Origin of the sequence: Mycobacterium sp. DL (assembly GCF_039729195.1) — a bacterium.
Lineage (GTDB): Bacteria > Actinomycetota > Actinomycetes > Mycobacteriales > Mycobacteriaceae > Mycobacterium > Mycobacterium hippocampi_A.
Genome location: NZ_CP155796.1, coordinates 2,037,888 through 2,058,286 on the forward strand (window position 1 = coordinate 2,037,888; position 20,399 = coordinate 2,058,286).

Consider the following 20,399-nt stretch of genomic DNA (forward strand, 5'->3'; position numbering starts at 1 on the left):
GAGTACTCAACGACACTGCCAGTTGGGGGTGCGCTTCTCCACGAATGCCAGCGGTCCCTCCTGCGCATCCTCGGTGCGGACCACGCGTTCCCGAAACGTCTCGGCGAGGATCTCGCCTTCCAGGAGCGGCAGGTCGAGCGTCTTGTGGATCGCCAGCCGCGTTCCCCGCACCGCCAGCGGGGCATTGGAATTCACGATGTCGGCGATCTCGTGGGCCCGCTCCAGGAGCCTGTCGTGTTCGACGACCTCGGTGATCATGCCGAGTTCGTAGGCGCGCTCGGCGCTCATCCGCTCGTGCTTACCCATCAGCGCCATCCGCAGAGCCACCGACCGCGGCAGGGCGCGCGCCAGGCGCACCATCTCGCGCGCGGCGACCAGACCGATGCTGACATGCGGATCGAAGAAGGTGGCTTTGTCCGAGGCGATCACGATGTCGCCCGTGGTGACCCAGTCCAGCCCTGCGCCACAACAGATACCGTTGATCGCGGCGAGGACCGGTTTGGCCATCCGGCGGAACGGAGGTGTGCCCTCCTGGGGCGCTTCCCACTGGTCGTAGGTCGACAGGTAGGGGCGCTCGTAGACGACCCTTCCGTCTTCGGGGATCTCCTTGACGTCTGCGCCGGTGCAGAACGCCCGCCCGGTACCGGTGACGATCATCAGCCAGATGTCGTCGTCGCCCTCGGCTTCGTCGTACGCCGCGCGCAGCTCGGTCACCATGTGCGGTGACAGCGCATTGAGTGCCTCGGGGCGGTTCAGCGTGATGGTGGCTTTGTGACCGTCCACCTCGTAGCCGATGGTGTCGAATCGTCCTGAGTGAGAGCTCACCTGCGTCCCTTCGTCTATCTGCCCTGGAAGTCCGGGTCACGGCGGTCCCGGAACGCAGCCAGTCCTTCTTTGAAATCCATTGTCCGGCAGGACAGTTCCAGGCTCGCCAGTTCGTGGCTCATCGACTGCGGGAGGGTGGCATGCAGACCGTAGTTGATCGCCTGTTTGGTCAGTCCGATCGCGACCGTCGGGCCCGAGGCCAGGCGCTCCAGCAAGTCGTCGGTCGCCGCGCCGACATCCCCGGGCGGCACCGCCTGGTGGATCAGACCCCACTCGGCGGCATCGGAACCGGACACCTTCTCGCCGAGAAGGAGCAAGCGTTTGGCCCGGGTGACCCCGGCGAGCCGCGGCAGCAGCCAGGTCGCGCCCGAGTCGGGGCTGAAGCCGCGATCGACGAAGGGTTCCCAGAGCGTGGCGTTGGTGCCGGCCACGGCGAAGTCGGCCGCCAGTGCGAGGTTGCAGCCGAGGCCGACCGCCCAGCCCTCGACACGGCACACCACCGGCAGTTGGATCGTGGCGATGAGTTCCACCAGGCGGTTCGCGGTGAGCGGGATTCGCCGCGTCAGGTCTCCGGTCCGCGGGCGTTGGGCGTCGCTGTTGGTCGCGACCCAGTCCGCGCCCGCACAGAAGTCGTCGCCCGCACCTGCCAGGCAGACAGCCCGCAGCGAGTCGTCGGTGGCTGCGGCGCTCAGGAGATCGACGAGGTCGTCGATCATGCTGTGGCTCAACGAATTACGCCGGGTCAGTCGATCCAGGGTGATACGCAGGACGGAGTCGTTTCTACCGTCCCGCACCTGCCGGACAGTGCCGGCGTCCGCGTCGTCACCCACCCGGACATCTCCTCCCGGAGGCTATACAGATAGCCATACAGTTGGTAATACGATTACTATCCTGTACAACTTAGCAAGGAAAGGCCGTCGACGGAACAGTGTCAGCACCGCGCATTCGTCAGCCACGGGTCGCAGAGCTCGTGGCATCCAGGCTGCGTGACGACATCCTTACCGGTCGGCTCAAGGAGGGCGACGTACTACCGTCGCAGGAGAGCCTGTTCGCCGAGTTCGGGGTCAGCCCACCCGCGGTCCGCGAAGCAATCCACATCCTGGAATCCGACGGCCTGATCTCCGTGCGGCGGGGCAATGTCGGCGGGGCGGTGGTGCACCTACCCTCGGCCGAGCGGACCGCGCAGATGATCAGCATGGTGCTGCAGACGCGCGCTGCCACACCCGGTGACGTCAGCGAAGCGCTGCTGCACCTGGAGCCGATCTGCGCCGGGATGTGCGCCGCGCGCGCAGACCGGATGGCCGAAGTGGTGCCTCATCTGCAGGCGGCGATCGACACACAGGCCGAGCAGTTCGACAACCCGGCACGATATGTACCCAACGCCCGCAGGTTTCACGAGGCGATCGTCTCCCGGTGCGGCAACGAGCCGATGATTCTGCTCATCGGATCGCTCGAAGTCATCTGGTCGGCGCACGAATCGTCGGTGTGGAGCGACGAACGACATCCCGGCGATCCGATGGAACCCAGGACGATGCGGGCAGCGCTGCGCGATCACCACCGACTGCTCGACGCCATCGCCGACGGGAATGCCGCACGCGCAGTGCGGTTGGCTCAGGATCACCTTGCCGTCGCCCGTCGCAACACTCTTGCTGCCGGACGTGGGAAAACCATTGAGGCAAAGCTGATCTCGAACAGCGACCGATGAGAACCGCAACCGACAGGAACCAGCCATGACCACCTCCGCTGATGACCGTGTGCTGTTCGACGTGGACCGGGACAAGCGCATCGCGACCATCACGCTGAACAATCCCGCGCAGCGCAACTCCTACGACGCGTCGATGCGTGAACTGCTCGCGCGCTACCTCGACGACGTCGCCGAGGACGACGACATCACCGTGGTGCTGCTGCGCGGGGCCGAGGGGGTGTTCAGCACCGGGGCCGACATGAACAATGCCTACGGTTGGTACGGCTCTCAAGACGCTCCCGAGCAGAAACGCCGCCCGAGCCAACGGCGCAGGCTCACGGTGGATCGTAGGGCGTTCGGCTTCTACCACAATTTGATGGGCTTTCCGAAGGTCACGGTGGGCGAGATCAACGGCTACGCACTGGGCGGCGGCTTCGAGATGGCGCTGATGACCGACATCTCGGTGATCGGGCGCTCCACGAAGATCGGGATGCCCGCAACCCGATTCCTGGGCCCCGCACTCGGCAGCCTGCACATGTTCTTCCATCGCCTCGGACCTGTACTGGCCCGGCGCATGCTGCTCACCGGCGACATCATCGAGGCCGCCGACGTCGAACACCTCGGGATCTTCACCGACACCTGCGACGCCGATTCGGTGGTCGCGCGGGCGCGGTACTGGGCCGAGAAGGCCGCGAAAATGCCCGCCGACGGGGTCGTGATCGCCAAGGAGGCCTTCCGCCTGGTCGAGCAGAGCCAGGCGTATCAGGGCGAGGAGGTGGCGAGCTACCTCTTCCACGCCTACGGCACGAACCTGCAGTTCGCACCCGGTGAATTCAACTTCGTCAAGACCCGCGCGCAGCACGGCACCAGGGAGGCGTTCCGGTTGCGCGACGAACATTTCCACGTCGCCGAACCGGAGTGACCCGGCTCACCTGTAACCAGCGCTACAGTATCTGCTACTTTTGTAAAGTTCACTCACGTGGAAGCCGAGGTCGAGAACATGCCAACACCCGTCATCGTCGGTGCTGCCAGGACGGCCATCGGCCGCTCATTCAAGGGCACGCTGGTCAACACGCCGCCCGAGACACTGATCACCACCGTCCTGCCCGAGGTGGTCCGGCGCTCCGGTGTCGACCCCGCTGACATCGACGACATCATCTTCGCCGAATCACATTACGGCGGAGGCGATCTGGCACGCTACGCTGCCGACGCCACAGGTCTCCAACATGTTCCGGGCCAGTCGGTCAACCGGCACTGCGCCGGCAGCCTGACCGCGATCGGCAACGCGTCGGCGCAGATCGGCTCCGGGATGGAGCGGGTGTTGATCGCCGGCGGGGTGCAGTCGCTGTCGATGACCCCGCTGACGAACTGGCGCATTCCCGGCCCCGAGCTGAAGTTCGAGGAACGCTGGATGCCGCCCACCCACGTCGAGACAGCAGACGCGCCGTCGAAGGACATGTCCATCACCGTGGGCTGGAACACCGCCCAGTCCGCGGGCATCACCCGTGAGGAAATGGACGTCTGGGCGGTGCGGTCACACAAGCGTGCCGTCGACGCCATCGACGCCGGCAGGTTCGTCGACGAGATCGTCCCCCTCAAGGTGACCCAGTTCGACGGATCGGTCGTCGACTTCAGCGTCGACGAGTCTCCCCGTCGCGACACCACGCTGGAGAAGCTGGCCGGGCTCAAGGTGCTGCACCCCGAGATCGAAGGCTTCTCGATCACGGCGGGCAACGCCAGCGGCACCAACGACGCCGCCGCCGGGGTCGCACTCGTCGAGCGTGACTACGCCGCCGCGAACGGACTCGACGTGATGGCGACCGTGCGCGCCTGGGGCGCCATCGGCGTGGCACCGCGCGACACCGGCCTCGGTGGGGTCAGGGTGATCGCCAAGGTGCTCGACCGGGCCGGACTCAAGCCGTCGGACATCACCCTGTGGGAGATCAACGAGGCGTTCGCCTCCGTGCCGATCGCCGCGTGCAAGGAGTACGGACTCGACGAGGACCTGGTCAACTTCTCCGGAAGCGGATGCAGCCTCGGACATCCGATCGCCGCATCCGGCGCCCGCATGGTCACCACGCTCATCTACGAATTGCAGCGTCGCGGCGGTGGCATCGGCATGGCGGCGATGTGCGCCGGCGGCGGCCAGGGCGGCGCCGTCATCGTCGAGGTCTGACACGAACACCGCCGAAACTGTATTCCGCGCGCGCAAATTCGATGCACGGCCGCGTGGAATACAGTTTCGGCGCTGGGGTGTGGCGGCGCTGGTCAGCGTTTGCGCGCGGCGGCCTTCGCCGGCTTGCGCGCAGGCTTTCTGTTCGCCTCGATGAGCTTGCCGGCGTGGTCGAGGATGCATTCGAGCCCGAACTCGAAGTTGCGGTCGTCGGCCGCGCTGAGGTGATGGCCCTGCTGAGTGACGGCCGCAAGAAGCGGGGCGCTCTCCGGGTCGATCGTCATCGTGTCGTCGATGTCGCCGTGGCCATCTTCGGAGCTCAGGTTCTTCTCGCGGAGTCGCTGCAGCACCACCGATCCGCGGACGTGGACCGACATCGCCGAGTAGGTGTCGAAGGCGTCCTCGGGCGACAGACCCGCCTCGACCAGGCTGCTGATCGCCTTCTCCACCTCCTGCACACCCATCTTGGCTGCGCGGGGGCTCAACGCCGACCGGATGAGGATCAGGTCGGCAAGAATCGGGTTGCCCATAAACGTCTTCCGCATCCCCCGGGCGTGATTGCGCAGCGTCTCCCGCCAGTCCTTCGCCTCGACGTAGGGCGTGGCAAAGACGTACTGGCGCAGCGCGCGATCCGTCATCGCGTTGAGGAGGTCGTCCTTCTTGCGGAAGTACCAGTAGATGCTGGTGACTCCGACGCCCAGGTGCTTGCCGAGAAGCGGCATGCTCAGATTGTCGATCGACACCTGTTCGGCGAGTTCGAATGCACCGCTGATGATGTCGTCGGGGTTGATGGAACCGCGTTCACGTCGCTGACGCTTCTCCGCGGTCGCCTGCTTGGCCACTCAGAGCACCTCCATCATTCGATCCTGCGACGTGCAGCTCCTGCAGCGGGGTCGGTCGTCGTTCAGTTACCGCGAGTCAAGTTACCCGCAGCCACTAGTCTGAACTGCGCCTTTGCAGTCGTGTCGCGGGGCCGCCGTGACCGTGACCTTACCGTCCGGCGTCCGCTCGGCAGTCCCCACGATCGTTCCACTCATTTACTGTAAGTCCTATAGTAAGGTTTTCCAGCAATATCCGGCGACATCGCGCGAACGGTGAAGTGCGGCAGGCGAAAGGGGCACAGTGGCAGACGAGGTTCTCACCGAGCGTCAGGGACGGGTCCTGGTCATCACCATCAATCGACCGGAGGCGCGCAACGCGTTCAACCTCGCCGTGGCCCAGGGTCTGGCCGACGCCATGGACGAGCTCGACGACACCAACGAGCTCTCGGTGGCGATCGTGACCGGGGCCGGCGGCACCTTCTGTGCGGGCATGGACCTCAAGGCGTTCATGGCCGGTGAGGTTCCCGCCATCCCGGGCCGGGGTATCGGGTTCACCGAGCGCCCGCCACGCAAGCCGGTCATCGCCGCGGTCGAGGGATACGCGCTGGCCGGCGGCACCGAGATCGTGTTGGCCACCGACCTCGTCGTCGCGGCCCGAAACGCCAAGTTCGGCATTCCCGAAGTCAAGCGCGGGCTGGTGGCTGCCGGTGGCGGACTCCTGCGACTGCCCCACCGCATCCCGTACCAGAAGGCCCTCGAGTTGGCCCTGACCGGGGACAACTTCACCGCCGAGGAGGCCTCGCAATGGGGCTTCGTCAACGTCGTCACCGAACCGGGTGAGGCGCTGGCCGGTGCGTTGGCTCTCGCTGAGCGCATCACCGCGAACGGCCCGCTGGCGGTGGCGGTCACCAAGCAGATCATCGCGCAGTCGGCAGGCTGGAGCGAGGACGAGATGTGGGACAAACAGAACGAACTGATCATGCCGGTGTTCTCGTCCAAGGACGCCATGGAGGGCGCGACGGCGTTCGCGGAGAAGCGTGCGCCGAACTGGACGGGAACCTGACTGAGCCGAACGGACTCGGATGGACCTGGGCTTACGGGACGCCACCGCCGTCGTCGTGGGCGGGGGCCGCGGTATGGGCTTGGCGACCGCACGGTGTCTCGCCGACGACGGTGCGAGGGTGGCGGTGGTCGGGCGCACCCGGGAGGCGGTGGACCGTGCCGCAACGGACCTGCGGGACAGGGGAAGTCCGGAGGCCCTGGGTTGTGTCGCCGACATCTCCGACGAGGCTCAGGTCCGGCAACTCTTCGCTGATCTCGGCGACCGGTGGGATGGTGAGCTGAACATACTGGTCAACGCTGTCGGCCCGTCGGTCCGCGGCACCTTCGACGACCTCAGCGACGACGATTGGCGCCGCGCGGTCGACGAGGGCGTGATGGGCATGGTGCACTGCGTTCGAGCCGCGCTGCCGATGCTGCGCAAGGCGCAGTGGGGCCGCATCGTGAATTTCTCTGCCCACTCGACGCAGCGCCAGAGTGTGATCCTGCCGGCCTACACCGCGGCCAAATCCATGGTGACGAGCATCTCGAAGAACCTGTCGCTGCTGCTGGCCCGCGACGAGATCCTCGTCAACGTGGTCTCTCCGGGCAGCATCGCTTCGGATTCGCTGCTCGGCTGGGCCGAGTCGGTCGGTGTCGACGGCAGCGACCCGTACGCATTGATGTCCGCGATCGACGAACACTTCGGCCACCCCGCCCACCTCCCGCGAGCCGGCTTTCCCGACGAGATCGGCTCCGTCGTCGCGTTTCTGGTGTCGCGGCGCAACTCCTACATGACCGGTGCCGACATCAACGTCGACGGTGGAAGCGACTTCACCTGACCGGATTCCATCGACCGGGACAAGCGGTTCCGCGCGAGGCCGCCTCGGTCCGGATCTGGCGGCCGTACGAACGTCTCGGCCTGCTCGAAACCTGATCTCCGACAGCTCCAACAGCGTTGCGGAAGGCAATACCGATAGGTGTACAGTATGTGCAAACATCGAGTTGGAACCGCTTTTGAGGAGCCGATGGGGCGATGAGGTCGCAGTGACCGTTTCCGAAGCCGAGTCCGATCCGAAGAGCCCGGTGCTCTTCGAACTCCGCGACAGCGGCGTTGCCGTGGTGACGCTCAACAGGCCCGAACGCATGAACGCTTGGGGCGGTGGTCTGGCCGCCGCCTTCTACCGGTGCATCGACCGCGCCGAGGCCGATCCCGACGTCCGGGTCATCGTGCTCACGGGCAGTGGACGCGCATTCTGCGCGGGGGCCGACATGGGTGATCTCGACACGATCGGGGGCGCCGACGCAGGCGGTGACACCGACGTGACCAAGCTCGTGGGCGAACGCCACCCGTACTTCGTCACCCAGTTACGCAAGCCGGTGATCGCCGCGATCAACGGCGCCTGCGCCGGCATCGGACTCACGCAGGCCCTGATGTGTGACATCCGGTTCGCCGCGGCAGGCGCCAAGTTCACCACCGCGTTCGCTCGCCGGGGCCTCATCGCCGAGTACGGGATCTCGTGGATCCTGCCGCGCATCGCCGGCTGGAGCGCTGCGCAGGATCTACTGCTGAGCGGGCGCACCTTCTTCGCCGACGAAGCCAAGGAACTCGGCCTCGTCAAGGAAGTGGTCCCGCCCGAGGAACTTCTGCCGCGGGCACTGGCCTACGCGGAAGACATGGCCCGCAACTGCGCGCCGAGTTCGCTCGCGGTGATCAAACGCCAGCTCTACGACGACGCTTTGCGAAACGTCCACGACACCAGTGCCGCAGCAGAGAAACTGATGCACGAGTCCATGCAGCGGCCCGACTTCATCGAAGGCATCACCGCGTTCTTCGAAAAGCGACAGCCCAGCTTCCCAGCGCTCGAGGAGGAGACGCCGTGACAGAGAACGTGCAGCCACTGGACTACCGGGCGATCGACGTCGACAACCACTACTACGAGACGATCGACTCGTGCACCCGCCACCTGCCCAAGGAGTTCAAGCGCCGCGGCGTGCAGATGCTCACCGAGGGCAAGCGGACCTTCGCCGTCATGGGGGGCGTGGTCAACCACTTCATCCCGAACCCGACGTTCGATCCGATCATCGAGCCGGGTTGCCTGGACCTGCTGTTCCGCGGTGAGATTCCCGAGGGGGTCGATCCGGCATCGCTGATGAAGGTCGACCGGTTGCCGGACCATCCCGAGTACCAGAACCGTGACGCCCGGCTGAAGGTCCTGGACAAGCAGAACCTCGAGACGGTGTTCATGCTGCCGACCTTCGCGTGTGGTGTGGAGGAGGCCCTCAAGCACGACGTCGAAGCGACGATGGCCACGGTTCACGCGTTCAACCTGTGGTTGGACGAGGACTGGGGTTTCGACCGTCCCGACCACCGGTTCCTGTCGGCACCGATCATCTCGCTGGCTGATCCGGACAAGGCGGTCGAGGAAGTCGAGTTCGTCCTGAGCCGGGGCGCCAAGATCGTGTGTGTGCGGCCCGCGCCGGTACCCGGGGTGGTCAAACCCCGCTCGCTCGGAGACCCGCTGCACGATCCGGTGTGGGCCCGGCTGGCCGAAGCCGGAGTGCCTGTGGTCTTCCATCTGTCCGACAGTGGCTACCTCGCGATCGCGGCACTGTGGGGAGGAAAGGCGACGTTCGAGGGCTTCGGCAAAAAAGATCCACTCGACCAGGTGCTGCTCGATGACCGTGCCATTCACGACGCGATGGCCTCGATGATCGTCCACCAGGTGTTCACCCGGCATCCCAAGCTCAAGGTCGCCAGCATCGAGAACGGGTCGTACTTCGTGTACCGCCTGATCAAGCGGCTGAAGAAATCGGCCAACACCGCGCCGTACCACTACAGGGAAGATCCGGTCGAGCAGCTGCGCAACAACGTGTGGATCGCGCCGTACTACGAGGACGACGTGCAGGTGCTCGCCGACACGATCGGCGTCGACAAGATCCTGTTCGGTTCGGACTGGCCGCACGGGGAGGGCCTCGCCGACCCGATGACGTTCACCGCGGACATCCCGCAGTTTCCCCAGTTCAGCTACGAGGACACCCGAAAGGTGATGCGCGACAACGCACTCACGCTCATCGGCGCTGATGTGACGGCGTCCGTCTGACATGGGGGAGTGGACCATCGGCGACGTCGTCGACGCCATCGCCGACGTCGTCGGCGATCGGACGATGACGGTGTGCGGCGAGCGTCGGACCACCTACGGGGAGATGGCGCTGCGCACCCGGCGGCTCGCGAATTTCTTGGCCGCCAACGGCTTCGGGACCCACCGGCAACGTGGCGAGCTGGCGAACTGGGAGTGCGGGCAGGATCGGATCGCGCTGATCATGTACAACGACCGCTACCCGGAAGTCGTCGTGGGTGCACTGAAGGCCCGCACCGTCCCGGTGAACGTCAACCATCACTACTCGCCGCGCGAGGTCGCCGACCTTCTGGCCTACGTCAAACCCCGCGCGGTCGTGTACCACCGGGCGCTGGGTGAGAAGTTCGCCGACGTTCTTCCCCCAGAGGGCTGCGAGCTGATGATCGCCGTCGACGACGGCAGCGAGGCGGTAGCGCTGCCAGGGTCGGTGTCGCTGGATGCCGCAGTGGTCATGGGTGATCCGGACAACCGCATCGTGACGAGCCCCGACGACCTCATCATGTATTGCACCGGAGGCACCACCGGCCGCCCCAAGGGGGTGCTCTGGCGCCAGAGCGACACCTACGTCTCGTCGATGGTGGGCGCGGACCACGAATCCGCGACCGAGATCCACGACAAGGTGGTCGGCAACACCGGCGCACCGTGGTTCGCGGTGTCGCCACTGATGCACGCCGCGGGGTTGTGGACGGTGTTCTCGGGCACCCTCGCCGGCCTTCCGGTGGTGCTGTACGACGATCGGGCGAAGTTCGATCCGCAGGCGGTGTGGCAGACCGCCGAGCGAGAGAAGGTCGGGCTGATGACGATGGTCGGTGATGCCTACGCGTCCCCGCTGATCGAGGAACTCGAATCCAACAGCTACGAGTTGTCGTCGATCTATGCAATCGGAACCGGCGGTGCGGCAACCAATCCCAAGCACGTGAGTGCGCTGTTGGAGAAGCTGCCCCAGGTGACCATCATCAACGGATACGGATCGTCGGAGACCGGGAACATGGGCTTCGGTCACAACCAGCGCGGTTCGCATCGTGAAACCTTCGACCTTCGCGAAGGCGGCGCCGTGGCGTCGGCGGACATGACGCGGTTCGCCGAACCCGGCGACCCCGAGGTCGGTTGGGTGGTGCGGAAGGGTCGGATTCCGCTGGGCTACCTCGATGATGCCGAGGCCACCCGCGCGACGTTCCCGGTGATCGAAGGACAGCGGGTGGTGGTGTCCGGTGACCGCGCCTCCCTGGAGTCCGACGGGACGCTGCGGTTGTTCGGACGGGACTCGCTGGTGGTGAACACCGGGGGCGAGAAGGTTTTTGTCGAGGAGGTGGAGGGCGTGCTGCGGGCACACCCCGCGGTAGCCGACGCGCTGGTGGTCGGGCGCGACAGCGACCGGTGGGGGCAGGAACTGGTGGCCCTGGTGCAGACACACGCCGAGGTCAGCGTGGCGCCCGAGTCGCTGCACACGGCTTGCACCGAGGCGCTGGCGCGGTTCAAGGCGCCCAAGGAGTTCATCTTCGTCGAGAAGGTCCGCCGTCTCGGCAACGGCAAAGCCGACTACCGGTGGGCGAAAAGCCAAGTGGCACCTAGTGATGCGCTGGCAGGTCAGCCATGACAGCGCGTGTCGACCGGGTCATCGATTGCCTGGTCAACGTCCACTTCGGGGAGACCGCCAAGCAGCCCGAGTTCATGCTCAAGGTGCGCGACGACTACTTCAAGGGTCCGCAGTCGCTCTACGAGCAGGTGGAGATGTCGGCGCTGCTCGACGAGATGGACGAACACGGTGTCGCCAAGGCGATCCTGATGGACAACCTGGTCAAGCCGTCGGTCACCGCGCGCACGTTTGCCCAGGAGCGCCCCGATCGGTTCTCCCTCGCGATCGGTGGCATCAACCTGCTCCGCCCGGTGCCTGCGCTGCGTGAACTCGCCGCCGTCCGCGCCGATCTGCCCATCACGTATGCGGCCGTCGGCCCGAGCTTCTGGGGGGACGGCATGTATCCGCCCAGTGACGCGGTGTACTACCCGCTGTACGCCAAGTGCGCCGAACTCGACCTGCCGCTGTGTGTCAACACCGGCCTTCCGGGCCCGCCGATCCCCGGTGAAGTGCAGAACCCGATCCACCTCGACCGGGTGTGTGTGCGCTTTCCGGAATTGAAGCTGTGCATGATCCACGGTGCCGACCCGTGGTGGGACGTGGCGATCCGGCTGTTGATCAAGTACGCCAACCTGCGCATCATGACCTCGGCATGGTCGCCCAAGCGACTGCCGGAGAGCCTGCTGCACTACATGCGCACCCGTGGGAAGACCAAGGTGATCTTCGCCTCCGACTGGCCGGTGCTGCGGCAGAGCCGTGTCGTCCCGGAGGCGCTTGCGCTGGATCTGCCGACCGATGTCCTCGACAACTACCTCTACAACAACGCGAACAGCTTCTTCTTCGGGCAGGAAGGCGATTGACGATGGACCGCTACGAATTACGCAGGCTGGACTACAGCCTGTCCGAAGATCATCAAGCCTTACAGGCGGCCTACAGAGACTTCTTCGGCACCCGCTGCACGATCGAAACCGTCCGCGCCGCAGAGGAGTCCGGATTCGACAAGAACCTGTGGGAACGTCTGTGCGCCATGGGCGCCACGACGATGGCACTTCCCGAGTCGGTCGGCGGCGACGGAGCGACGCTGGTCGATCTGACGCTGGTCGCCGAGGAGATCGGCCGCTCGCTGGCCCCGGTGCCGTGGATAGATCATGTCTGCGCCGCCCGGCTGCTGGCCCGGCTGGGCACCGTCGATCCCGATGTGGTCAACGGCACGCAACTGGTGGGCCTGGACGCCCAGCAGGACAGCGTGTCCGGGGTCAGGTTGATCCCGACCGGATCGATCGCCGATCACATCGTGGTCCGCGACGGCGACGAGATCGTGCAGTTGACCTTTGCGTCGCGGCCGGCGCGAGTCGACAACATCGGCAAGCTGCCGATGGCGTGGGTGGACCCCGCCGCCGCCGACACTCGGACAGTTGTGGCCAGTGGCGCCGAGGCGCTCACCGAATACCAACGCGCATTGGATGAATGGCGGCTGCTGACCGGTGCGGCGCTGGTCGGCCTCGTCGAGGAGACGATGACGATCGCCGCGGAGTTCGCGAAGTCGCGCTACACGCTCGGCGTCCCGATCTCCACCCTGCAGGGCATCTCCCATCCGCTGGCGAACATCGCCATCACCGTGCAGGGGGGCCGCAACCTCGCCCGACGCGCGGCCTGGTTCCTCGACAACGAACCCGACGAGCGGCCCGAGTTGGCGCCGTCGGTCTTCGTGTTCATGGCCGAGGAAGCGGCAAAGGCCGCGACGATGGCCGTCCATGTGCAGGGCGGGCTCGGAGTCTCGGCCGAGGCGGCGGCGACCGCCTACCTCGTCCGTGCCAGAGGTTGGGCGATCGCCGGCGGTGACCCCGGCAAAACTGCACAACACATCGCCGCGATCGTCGCCGAGCGCGAAGGACGGAGCTGAGCCATGGACTTCGCACGAGTGCAACTCGACGACGACGACCAGAAGTTCCTCGACGCGACCAGGGAATTCCTGCACGAGATCGTCACCGAGGACGTGTTGCGGCGCGATCGCGAAACTGGCGACAACTTCGACGAGGGCGTGCATCTGGCCATCGGCGCCGCCGGATACTGGGAGCGAGAGTGGAAGTCCGACTCCGGGCGGGCCTTCACCAGAGTGCAGCGGCGGATCTGGGAGCTCGAGAAGCGTCGCGCGCACGTGCCCTGGGTGACCGCAGGCACCACCGCGATGATCGCGCGGTCGGTGGAGAAGTTCGGTTCGCAGGAGCTCAGGGACGAGGTGATGCCGCGGGTGTACACCGGACACGTGCGGATGTGCCTCGGATACACCGAACCCGAGGGCGGATCCGACGTGGCGACCTGCAAGACCCGGGCGGTCCGCGAGGCGGATGGGTCGAGCTGGATCATCAACGGGTCGAAGATGTTCACCACCGGGGCTCACAACTGCCAGTACGTCTTCCTCATCACCAACACCGACCCGACGGCCCCGAAACACAAGAGCCTCACCATGTTCCTGGTGCCGCTGAACACTCCCGGCATCGAGATCCAGGGGATCCGCACCGTCGACGGCGACCGCACCAACATCGTCTACTACAGCGACGTCCGGGTGGACGACAGGTACCGACTCGGTGAGGTCAACGGTGGGTGGACGGTGGTCCGGGAACCGCTCAATGTCGAGCACGGTGCGGTGGACACATCCGTCGACGGTCTGCAGGACGTGTCGATCATGATGCACCAGGCCAATTTCATGGCTGCCGCGGTCGACAAGGCCGCGGCGAAGTCGACAGCCGCAGACCCCAACGGCCGCAGGCTGATCGACGACGGCTCCGTGGCCTACCGGCTGGGGCGCAGCGTGGCCAGAATGGAGGCGTCGCTGTCGGCGCCCAGCATCTTCGGTCGGGTGGCGCTCGCGCAGACGATGCGCGACATCTCACCGGACCTGATGGACATCCTGGGTGCCGCGTCGGCGCTGCCGATCGGCACCGACGGGGCCGCCGACGACGGCGCAGCCGAGTACGTGTACCGGTTCGCGCCGCTGGTCGGCATCTACGGCGGCACCCTCGAGGTGTTCCGCAACATGATCGCGCAGTACGCACTCGGCCTCGGCAAGCCGAACTACTCGGCGCCGGGGGCCAAGCCCTAGGTCGTCACGATGGTGGCGCCCGCCGTCCCCGGTGCGCCGTAGAGCTGTGCGAACCCCACTTTCGGCTCACCCGGGATCTGCCGGTCGCCGGCTTCGCCGCGCAGTTGACGGACGATCTCGTGGAGCTGCCGCAGCCCCGACGCGCCGATCGGCTCGCCATTGGCCAGCAGGCCGCCGTCGGTGTTGATCGGCATCGACCCACCGATCTCGGTGGCGCCCTCGGCGATCAGCTTCTCCTGATCACCATCGGTGCAGAAGCCGGCCTCGGCCATGTGGATGATCTCGGCACCGGCGTCGGTGTCCTGCAACTGGATCACATCGACGTCCGATGGTTCGATGCCCGCCTTCTCGAAGGCCGCCCTTGCGGCATACACGGTGGGTGCAACGTCTTCCTCCACCGGCGCGAAGGTGGTATTGACCTCGTACGCGCCATACTTGCGGGTGCGCACTTCGACCGCACGGACGAACACCGGCTTGTTCGTCGTGTAGCGGTGGGCGAGGTCGGCGCGGCACATCACCACCGCGGCCGCACCCTCGTCGGGGGAGCAGAACATGTACTGCGTCAGAGGGTAATTCAGCATGGGGGAGTCCAGGATGGCGTCCTCGTCCATCGGCTTTCGCCGGAACGCGTTGGGGTTCAGGGCACCGTTTCGGAGATTCTTGTTGACCACCTTGGCCAGGGTCCGGTGGCTGATCCCGTGCTCGTGCAGGTAGCGGTTGGCCTTCATGCCGAAGAACTGCGTGGTGAGATACTGGCCGTTCTCGGCGTACCAGCTCGGCATGCCGACCAGCCCGGGATCCTCGGTGAAGGCTCCGCGGGGGTGCTTGTCGAGGCCGACTGCGATGCCGATGTCGTAGTCACCCAAGCGGATTCCGTCTGCGCACGCCTTGGTGGCGCTCGCGGCGGTAGCGCACGCATTGAACACGTTGGTGAAGGGAATTCCAGACAGGCCGACCATGCCCACGATGGCATCCGGATTGGCCACGGTCCAGCTGCCGCCGACGCCGAACTGGATGTCGTTCCAGGCCACGCCTGCGTCGTCGATCGCGGCGGTGATGGCGTCCACACCCATCTCCATCGCCGACTTACCCTCGAATCTGCCGAACGGGTGCAAGCCCACACCGATGATGGCGACATCGTGCATCTCAGGTACCTCCGAACAATCCGGCCTGCGGAAATGAACCAACGGTAAATCTTACGGTAAAGCCTCTCAGTTGGGAATGTCCGGGGTGCTCCGGCGGCGCACCAGTTGCGCCTGCTGGATGGCTGCGACGGGACCGATCTCGTCGAAGAGCGTTCCGCGAGAGACGCCGACTCCGTCTCGGCCGTAATGGTTCTCGGAGCGCACGCCGATCCACTCTCCCTCGGGCAGCGGGTGGATGTGTACCGCGAGGTCGGTGTTGAGAAACGTCCACTCGGCCGGATCCAACCGGCTCCCCATCCCGTTGGCGATATCGGCGACCGCGAATATCTGCTGGCAGGCCGTCATCGTCTCGCCGGCGTCGGCCCTCGGCCACCGGTGGCATCGGGTCGTACGGGGTGACGGGCAAGCCGTCCACCTCACTGCGCTGGAACCGCCAGGCGCTGGCTCTGGCGACAGGCCGTGGGGTCCCACCCGGCCCCGGCGCGATCATCTCGGCGCCGACCAACTCGATCAACGTCCCCTGGCGCTCCACACTGGATCGGACCCACAGCCGGTCGGTGACCGGCACCGGCCCCAGGAGGTCCACGACAACCCTGCTGATGCGGGAATCATCACGCGGCGAGCACCGTTCGAGGGCGCGGACCAGCAGCGCCGATACCGGCGCCGCGTTCTGCATCGTGGCACCCCAGGTGCTGACCACATGGCCGGACGCCGCGAACTTCTCCCCGAGAGGATCGTCGGGATCGATGAGTTCGTAGTAGGCGTCGGTCACGTCCCGCTCCTGTCGTGTGCGCGGTCGCGGGCCGCAGGATGTGGTCGCACTTATCGAAGGTACAACCGGATGCCTTACAGGACTTCACCGGGGATCGATCATCCCCCGTAGCCGTTCGGCCGGATACACCGACGCATGCGCCGACCGAACCCGATCGGACAGAACGCGGTCCGACGTCGCCACCCGGATCTCTTCGGGGTGCGGATCACAGGAGACCATTCTGACGATCTCGTCGTCGGCGGAGTTGGGGGCCGCAGTCGGTGCGTGCGCCACCGTGATGACCGACGACTCGATCGGCGGCGATGGGGGCCGCTCGAATACCACGGTCACCTCGACGCCGTCGCGCAGTGCCCACCGTTCCAGACAGTCGACCAGGGTCGTCATCGCGCGGTGCCTGTTGCGCCACCAGCCATCGGGGCGGGAGCCGATCACGTTCATTCCATCGACAATCCAGCGCACCCGGATCAGACTATCCGGATAGCGCCTCTGGAAAGGGGATCCGATATGGCTGGAAGCGTCGAACAGAACACCGGTGTCGAACACAAGATCACGTTCTGCCGGATCTGCGAGCCGCTCTGCGGCATGATCGCCACCGTCGAAGACGGCACGCTCGTCGCACTGCGTCCCGACAAGGACCATCCGCTGTCGTCCGGGTTCGCCTGTCAGAAGGGCATCGCGTTCACCGAGGTCGTCAACGACCCCGATCGCGTCACGGTCCCGCTGCGCCGGACGGGCGACGGGTTCGAGCCGGTGTCCTGGGACGAGGCGCTCGCAGACATCACGACCCGACTGTCGACGATCCTGCGGGACCACGGATCGGGCTCTGTCGGTTGGTATTTCGGAAATCCCGGAGCCTTCAGTTATGCGCATGTGCTGTCGGCGCTCGGGTTCATCAAGGGGCTGGGCCGGCGCACCCACTTCTTCACGGCGTCGTCTCAGGACACCAACAGCAGGCTGATGGCGAGCCAACTTCTCTACGGGACCCCGATCTCGGTTCCGATACCGGACCTGACCCGTACCGAACTCCTCGTCGTGATGGGCGCCAACCCCGTCGTCTCGCACGGCAGTTTCCTGACAGCGCCGCGGATCAAGGACCGGATGCACGACATCGTCAAGGGTGGCGGCCGGGTGGTGGTGATCGACCCGCGCCGATCCGAGACGGCGGCCCAGTTCGAGTGGTGCGGGATCGTCCCGGACACCGATTCGCATCTGCTGCTGTCACTTCTGCAGGTGATGTTCGCCGAGGGTCTGGTCGATGTCGGGCAGATCGCTGCTCACGCCGACGGACTCGATTGGCTTCGAACACAGGCAGCACCGTTCACACCCGAGGTCACGCAGGCCTTCACCGGGATCGATGCGGACGTGGTGCGCGCGTTGGCCCGTGACCTCGCGGCAACGCCACGCGCGGCGATCTACGGACGGCTGGGAACCTGCGCGGGACGGTACGGGACGCTGACCTCCTACCTGATCGACGTCGTCAACCTGGTCGCGGGAAATCTCGACAAACCGGGCGGATCGGTCTTCGGCAGCCTGGGCCTACCGGGGCAGCGGTTGGTCAACGTCATGATGGGGGCGTTCCTGCGCCGCGCCTACCGCCGGAAGAGATCTCGGATCGGCGGGTTCCGCGCGCTGATCGGCTCAGAGCCGGCCGCAGTGATGGCCAAAGAGATACTCACGCCGGGTCAGCGGCAGATCAGAGCGCTGTTCGTCAGCGCAGGCAATCCGGTGCTGTCGGTGCCCAACGGCAGTGAATTGGAGAACGCACTCGAATCCTTGGATCTTGCTGTGGCACTGGACTTCTACCTGACCGAGACGACGTCGCGCTGTGACTACATCCTGCCGGTGACGACGATGTACGAACGCGACGACTTTCCGTTGACGTTCCAGGCGTTCCAGGCCACGCCGTTTCGCCAGGCCACCGAGGCTGTGGCCAAGCCCGTCGGCCAGTCGCGCCAGGAGTGGGAGATCGTCGGGGAGTTGATGCGAGGTCTGCGCGGCCACTCGCCGGTGTTCCGCGCGGTCGCCGCGACGGGCAAGGCCCTCAACCTGTTGGGGATCGAGGCCGGCCCGCGAGTGGTGGCCGACGGGATCATCAGGTTCACCGGCGGCGGCAACCGGTTCGGTCTGCGCCCGGGGGGCCTGACGTTCGGCCGACTCACCGACCGCCATCCGCACGGGAAGGTGCTCGCACCCCATCTGAAGACCGGCGTCCTCAAGCAGGCCATCAGTTATCCGCGCGGCCGAATCCAATTGATGCACAACGACATCACCGCCGAGATCGCCATGCTGTCGCAAGGTGCGCATCCCGGCGAGTTCCCACTGCGGATGATCGGTATGCGCGAAGCCCGTTCGGAGAACTCGTGGATGCACAACTCGCCGCTGCTGATGCGGGGCGATCGTCGCCAGTACGGGCTGATCAACTTCGACGACGCCGCCGCACTGCACATCGACGACGGCCAGGAGGTGCAGGTCAGCTCGCCGTACGGCCAGATCAGTGTGCCGGTCACGGTGACCAAGGACATCGTGCCCGGCGTGATCGCGGTGCCGCACGGGTGGGGACACAAGGGCACTGGCGGTTGGCGTCTGGCGAATGAAGCCGGCGGCGCCAACGTGAACCAGTTGACCTCGAGTGACCCCGACGACGTCGAATCGATGTCGGGCATGGCGTGGTTGACCGGAGTCCCCGTCCGCATCGACGCCCCCTGACATACCGCCGAAACTGTATTCCACGCGGCGCGAACGCGGCTTTGCCCGCGTGGAATACAGTTTCGGCGAGAGGCTAGGCGATCGCGCCGCTGTCCTTGAGGGCCTCGATGCGGTCCCAGTCCAGCCCGAGTTCCATGAGCACGGTCTCGGTGTGCTCGGACGCCTGCGGTGCGCGGGTGGTCTCGAGCGGTTCGTGATTGAACTGCACCGGCCCGCGGACCACCTTGAAGGGCCGCCCGCCGTCGCTCGCCTCCACCTCGGCGATCATGTCGTTGGCGATGGCCTGTTCGTCGGTTCCGAGATCGACCAGGCTCTGGAACGGCGCCCACTGTCCCTTCATGGTCTTGAGGTGCTCCCGCCAGTAGTCGAAGGGCTTGCTGCGGAACGAGTCGGCGATGAGTTCGGCTGCCTCGGAGGCATTCTCGATGAGGGGGAGCACCTCGGAGAACTTGGGGTCGTCGGCCATCTCGGGTAGGCCGAGATGCTCGAACGCGTCGCGGATGTACCCGGTCGGGCTGACGATGCACAGATTGATGGTGCCGCCGTCGGAGGTCAGGTAGTTGCCCAGGAATGGGTTGACCGTGGGACCCGCCGAATTCGGCATCAACGACCGCATCGTCTCACCGGATTCCATTCCCTGCGTCACGCTGGCGCCTGCGGCCCACCACGCCGTGCTCAACAGCGACACGTCGATCTCCGCCGTCTCGCCGGTGCGTTCGCGGTGGAACAGCGCCGCGGCGATCCCGCCGGCGATGTTCATTCCGCCGATCGAGTCGCCGAACGCCGGAATGCCCTGCGACAGAGCGCCTCCGATCCCTTCCGGGGTGAGCGCGTGACCCACCCCGCTGCGGGTCCAGAACGCGGTCCCGTCGAAGCCGCCGACGGTGCGTTCGGGGCCCTTGTCGCCGTAGGCGCTGCCGCGCGCATAGATGATGTCGGGGTTCACCGCGCGGATGTGTTCGACGTCGAACTTGTTCTTCTGCCGTGCCTGCGGCATGTAGTTGGTGAGGTAGACGTCGGCGGTCTCGGCGATTTCGTAGAGGACCTGCTGGCCGTCGGGGGTCGACACGTCGATACCGACACTGCGCTTGCCGCGGTTCGGGTGCTCGATGAGGGGATGCCGGTTGGGGTCCATCTGGAACCCGCCCATGTTGATGAAGCCTCGCTGGGTGTCGCCTCGCACCGGATGCTCTATCTTGATCACATCGGCGCCCCAGTCGGCGAGGATCGCACCCGCTGCCGGCACGAAGGTGAACTGAGCTACCTCGAGGACGCGGACGCCCTCCATGACCTTGATCAAGTGGATCCCCTTCTGACGACGATGTCGAACCGCTCGTGGGGATCGAGTTTAGCCGAGTCGAGATACTGTAACGTTTACCGTTGATCGTCCAACAATTTTCCCGCCCACGGAGGTGC

At 65.9% G+C, this 20,399-nt stretch carries 18 protein-coding genes and 1 pseudogene; 12 read left to right on the forward strand and 7 right to left on the reverse strand.

Translation table 11 applies throughout. The features are described 5' to 3' along the window. Positions 1 to 6: 6 nt before the first annotated feature. Both ABDC78_RS09765 and ABDC78_RS09770 read right to left on the reverse strand, forming a co-directional pair. Entirely contained in the window at positions 7 to 825 is an 819-nt protein-coding gene (locus tag ABDC78_RS09765) for an enoyl-CoA hydratase-related protein (RefSeq protein WP_178362034.1), read from the reverse strand. A gap of 14 nt (positions 826 to 839) precedes the next feature. Next, on the reverse strand, positions 840 to 1,655 hold the full coding sequence (locus ABDC78_RS09770; RefSeq protein WP_178362035.1) for an enoyl-CoA hydratase-related protein: 816 nt from the start codon (positions 1,653 to 1,655) through the stop codon (positions 840 to 842). Positions 1,656 to 1,753: 98 nt separating this feature from the next. Between ABDC78_RS09770 and ABDC78_RS09775 the strand changes: the two genes are divergently transcribed. The 3 genes from ABDC78_RS09775 (at position 1,754) to ABDC78_RS09785 (ending at position 4,685) form a co-directional block, all read left to right on the forward strand. Continuing rightward, a complete protein-coding gene (locus tag ABDC78_RS09775; RefSeq protein ID WP_178362036.1) occupies positions 1,754 to 2,530 on the forward strand; it encodes a GntR family transcriptional regulator in 777 nt (258 codons plus the stop codon). A gap of 25 nt (positions 2,531 to 2,555) precedes the next feature. Then, on the forward strand, positions 2,556 to 3,431 hold the full coding sequence (locus tag ABDC78_RS09780; protein WP_178362037.1) for an enoyl-CoA hydratase/isomerase family protein: 876 nt from the start codon (positions 2,556 to 2,558) through the stop codon (positions 3,429 to 3,431). Positions 3,432 to 3,509: 78 nt separating this feature from the next. After that, the gene (locus tag ABDC78_RS09785; RefSeq protein WP_178362367.1) at positions 3,510 to 4,685 is read left to right on the forward strand and encodes a thiolase family protein; all 1,176 of its coding nucleotides are present in this window, start codon (positions 3,510 to 3,512) and stop codon (positions 4,683 to 4,685) included. Between the two features lie 92 nt (positions 4,686 to 4,777). Here ABDC78_RS09785 and ABDC78_RS09790 read toward each other — a convergent pair whose 3' ends face one another. Then, positions 4,778 to 5,524 (reverse strand): TetR/AcrR family transcriptional regulator C-terminal domain-containing protein, encoded by a 747-nt coding sequence (locus ABDC78_RS09790; protein WP_178362038.1) that lies wholly within the window; start codon positions 5,522 to 5,524, stop codon positions 4,778 to 4,780. Positions 5,525 to 5,804: 280 nt separating this feature from the next. On the opposite strand from ABDC78_RS09790, the gene ABDC78_RS09795 reads away from it, so the two are divergent. From ABDC78_RS09795 to ABDC78_RS09830, 8 genes are all read left to right on the forward strand, one after another. After that, on the forward strand, positions 5,805 to 6,566 hold the full coding sequence (locus ABDC78_RS09795) for a crotonase/enoyl-CoA hydratase family protein (protein WP_178362039.1): 762 nt from the start codon (positions 5,805 to 5,807) through the stop codon (positions 6,564 to 6,566). Between the two features lie 19 nt (positions 6,567 to 6,585). Then, on the forward strand, positions 6,586 to 7,383 hold the full coding sequence (locus ABDC78_RS09800; protein WP_178362040.1) for an SDR family oxidoreductase: 798 nt from the start codon (positions 6,586 to 6,588) through the stop codon (positions 7,381 to 7,383). Between the two features lie 205 nt (positions 7,384 to 7,588). Next, complete coding sequence (locus tag ABDC78_RS09805; protein ID WP_178362041.1) at positions 7,589 to 8,425, forward strand: enoyl-CoA hydratase; 837 nt, start codon at positions 7,589 to 7,591, stop codon at positions 8,423 to 8,425. Next, on the forward strand, positions 8,422 to 9,645 hold the full coding sequence (locus tag ABDC78_RS09810; protein ID WP_347133417.1) for an amidohydrolase family protein: 1,224 nt from the start codon (positions 8,422 to 8,424) through the stop codon (positions 9,643 to 9,645). The genes ABDC78_RS09805 and ABDC78_RS09810 overlap by 4 nt, the downstream gene beginning before the upstream one ends. 1 nt (position 9,646) lies before the next feature. Continuing rightward, positions 9,647 to 11,278 carry an acyl-CoA synthetase gene (locus ABDC78_RS09815; RefSeq protein ID WP_178362042.1) on the forward strand — a complete coding sequence of 544 codons (1,632 nt, stop codon included), beginning with the start codon at positions 9,647 to 9,649 and terminating at the stop codon, positions 11,276 to 11,278. Continuing rightward, a complete protein-coding gene (locus ABDC78_RS09820; RefSeq protein ID WP_178362043.1) occupies positions 11,275 to 12,117 on the forward strand; it encodes an amidohydrolase family protein in 843 nt (280 codons plus the stop codon). The genes ABDC78_RS09815 and ABDC78_RS09820 overlap by 4 nt, the downstream gene beginning before the upstream one ends. A gap of 2 nt (positions 12,118 to 12,119) precedes the next feature. After that, positions 12,120 to 13,160, forward strand: coding sequence for an acyl-CoA dehydrogenase family protein (locus ABDC78_RS09825; protein ID WP_178362044.1), 1,041 nt, complete (start codon positions 12,120 to 12,122; stop codon positions 13,158 to 13,160). 3 nt (positions 13,161 to 13,163) lie between these two features. Further along, entirely contained in the window at positions 13,164 to 14,360 is a 1,197-nt protein-coding gene (locus ABDC78_RS09830; protein ID WP_178362045.1) for an acyl-CoA dehydrogenase family protein, read from the forward strand. On the opposite strand, the gene ABDC78_RS09835 is transcribed toward ABDC78_RS09830, so the two are convergent. The 3 genes and pseudogenes from ABDC78_RS09835 to ABDC78_RS09845 form a co-directional block, all read right to left on the reverse strand. After that, on the reverse strand, positions 14,357 to 15,505 hold the full coding sequence (locus tag ABDC78_RS09835) for a thiolase family protein (RefSeq protein ID WP_178362046.1): 1,149 nt from the start codon (positions 15,503 to 15,505) through the stop codon (positions 14,357 to 14,359). The two genes, ABDC78_RS09830 and ABDC78_RS09835, sit on opposite strands and share 4 nt — an antisense overlap. Before the next feature lie 66 nt (positions 15,506 to 15,571). Continuing rightward, positions 15,572 to 16,277, reverse strand: a pseudogene (locus tag ABDC78_RS09840) (thioesterase family protein). Positions 16,278 to 16,361: 84 nt separating this feature from the next. After that, positions 16,362 to 16,736, reverse strand: coding sequence for an NYN domain-containing protein (locus ABDC78_RS09845; protein ID WP_178362047.1), 375 nt, complete (start codon positions 16,734 to 16,736; stop codon positions 16,362 to 16,364). A 45-nt stretch (positions 16,737 to 16,781) separates the two neighbouring features. Here ABDC78_RS09845 and ABDC78_RS09850 point away from each other — a divergent pair, with 45 nt between their 5' ends. Continuing rightward, a complete protein-coding gene (locus tag ABDC78_RS09850) occupies positions 16,782 to 18,983 on the forward strand; it encodes a molybdopterin-dependent oxidoreductase (protein WP_178362048.1) in 2,202 nt (733 codons plus the stop codon). A gap of 73 nt (positions 18,984 to 19,056) precedes the next feature. On the opposite strand, the gene ABDC78_RS09855 is transcribed toward ABDC78_RS09850, so the two are convergent. Next, positions 19,057 to 20,271, reverse strand: a complete 1,215-nt coding sequence (locus ABDC78_RS09855; protein WP_178362369.1) for a CaiB/BaiF CoA-transferase family protein — start codon at positions 20,269 to 20,271, stop codon at positions 19,057 to 19,059. Between the last annotated feature and the right edge of the window lie 128 nt (positions 20,272 to 20,399).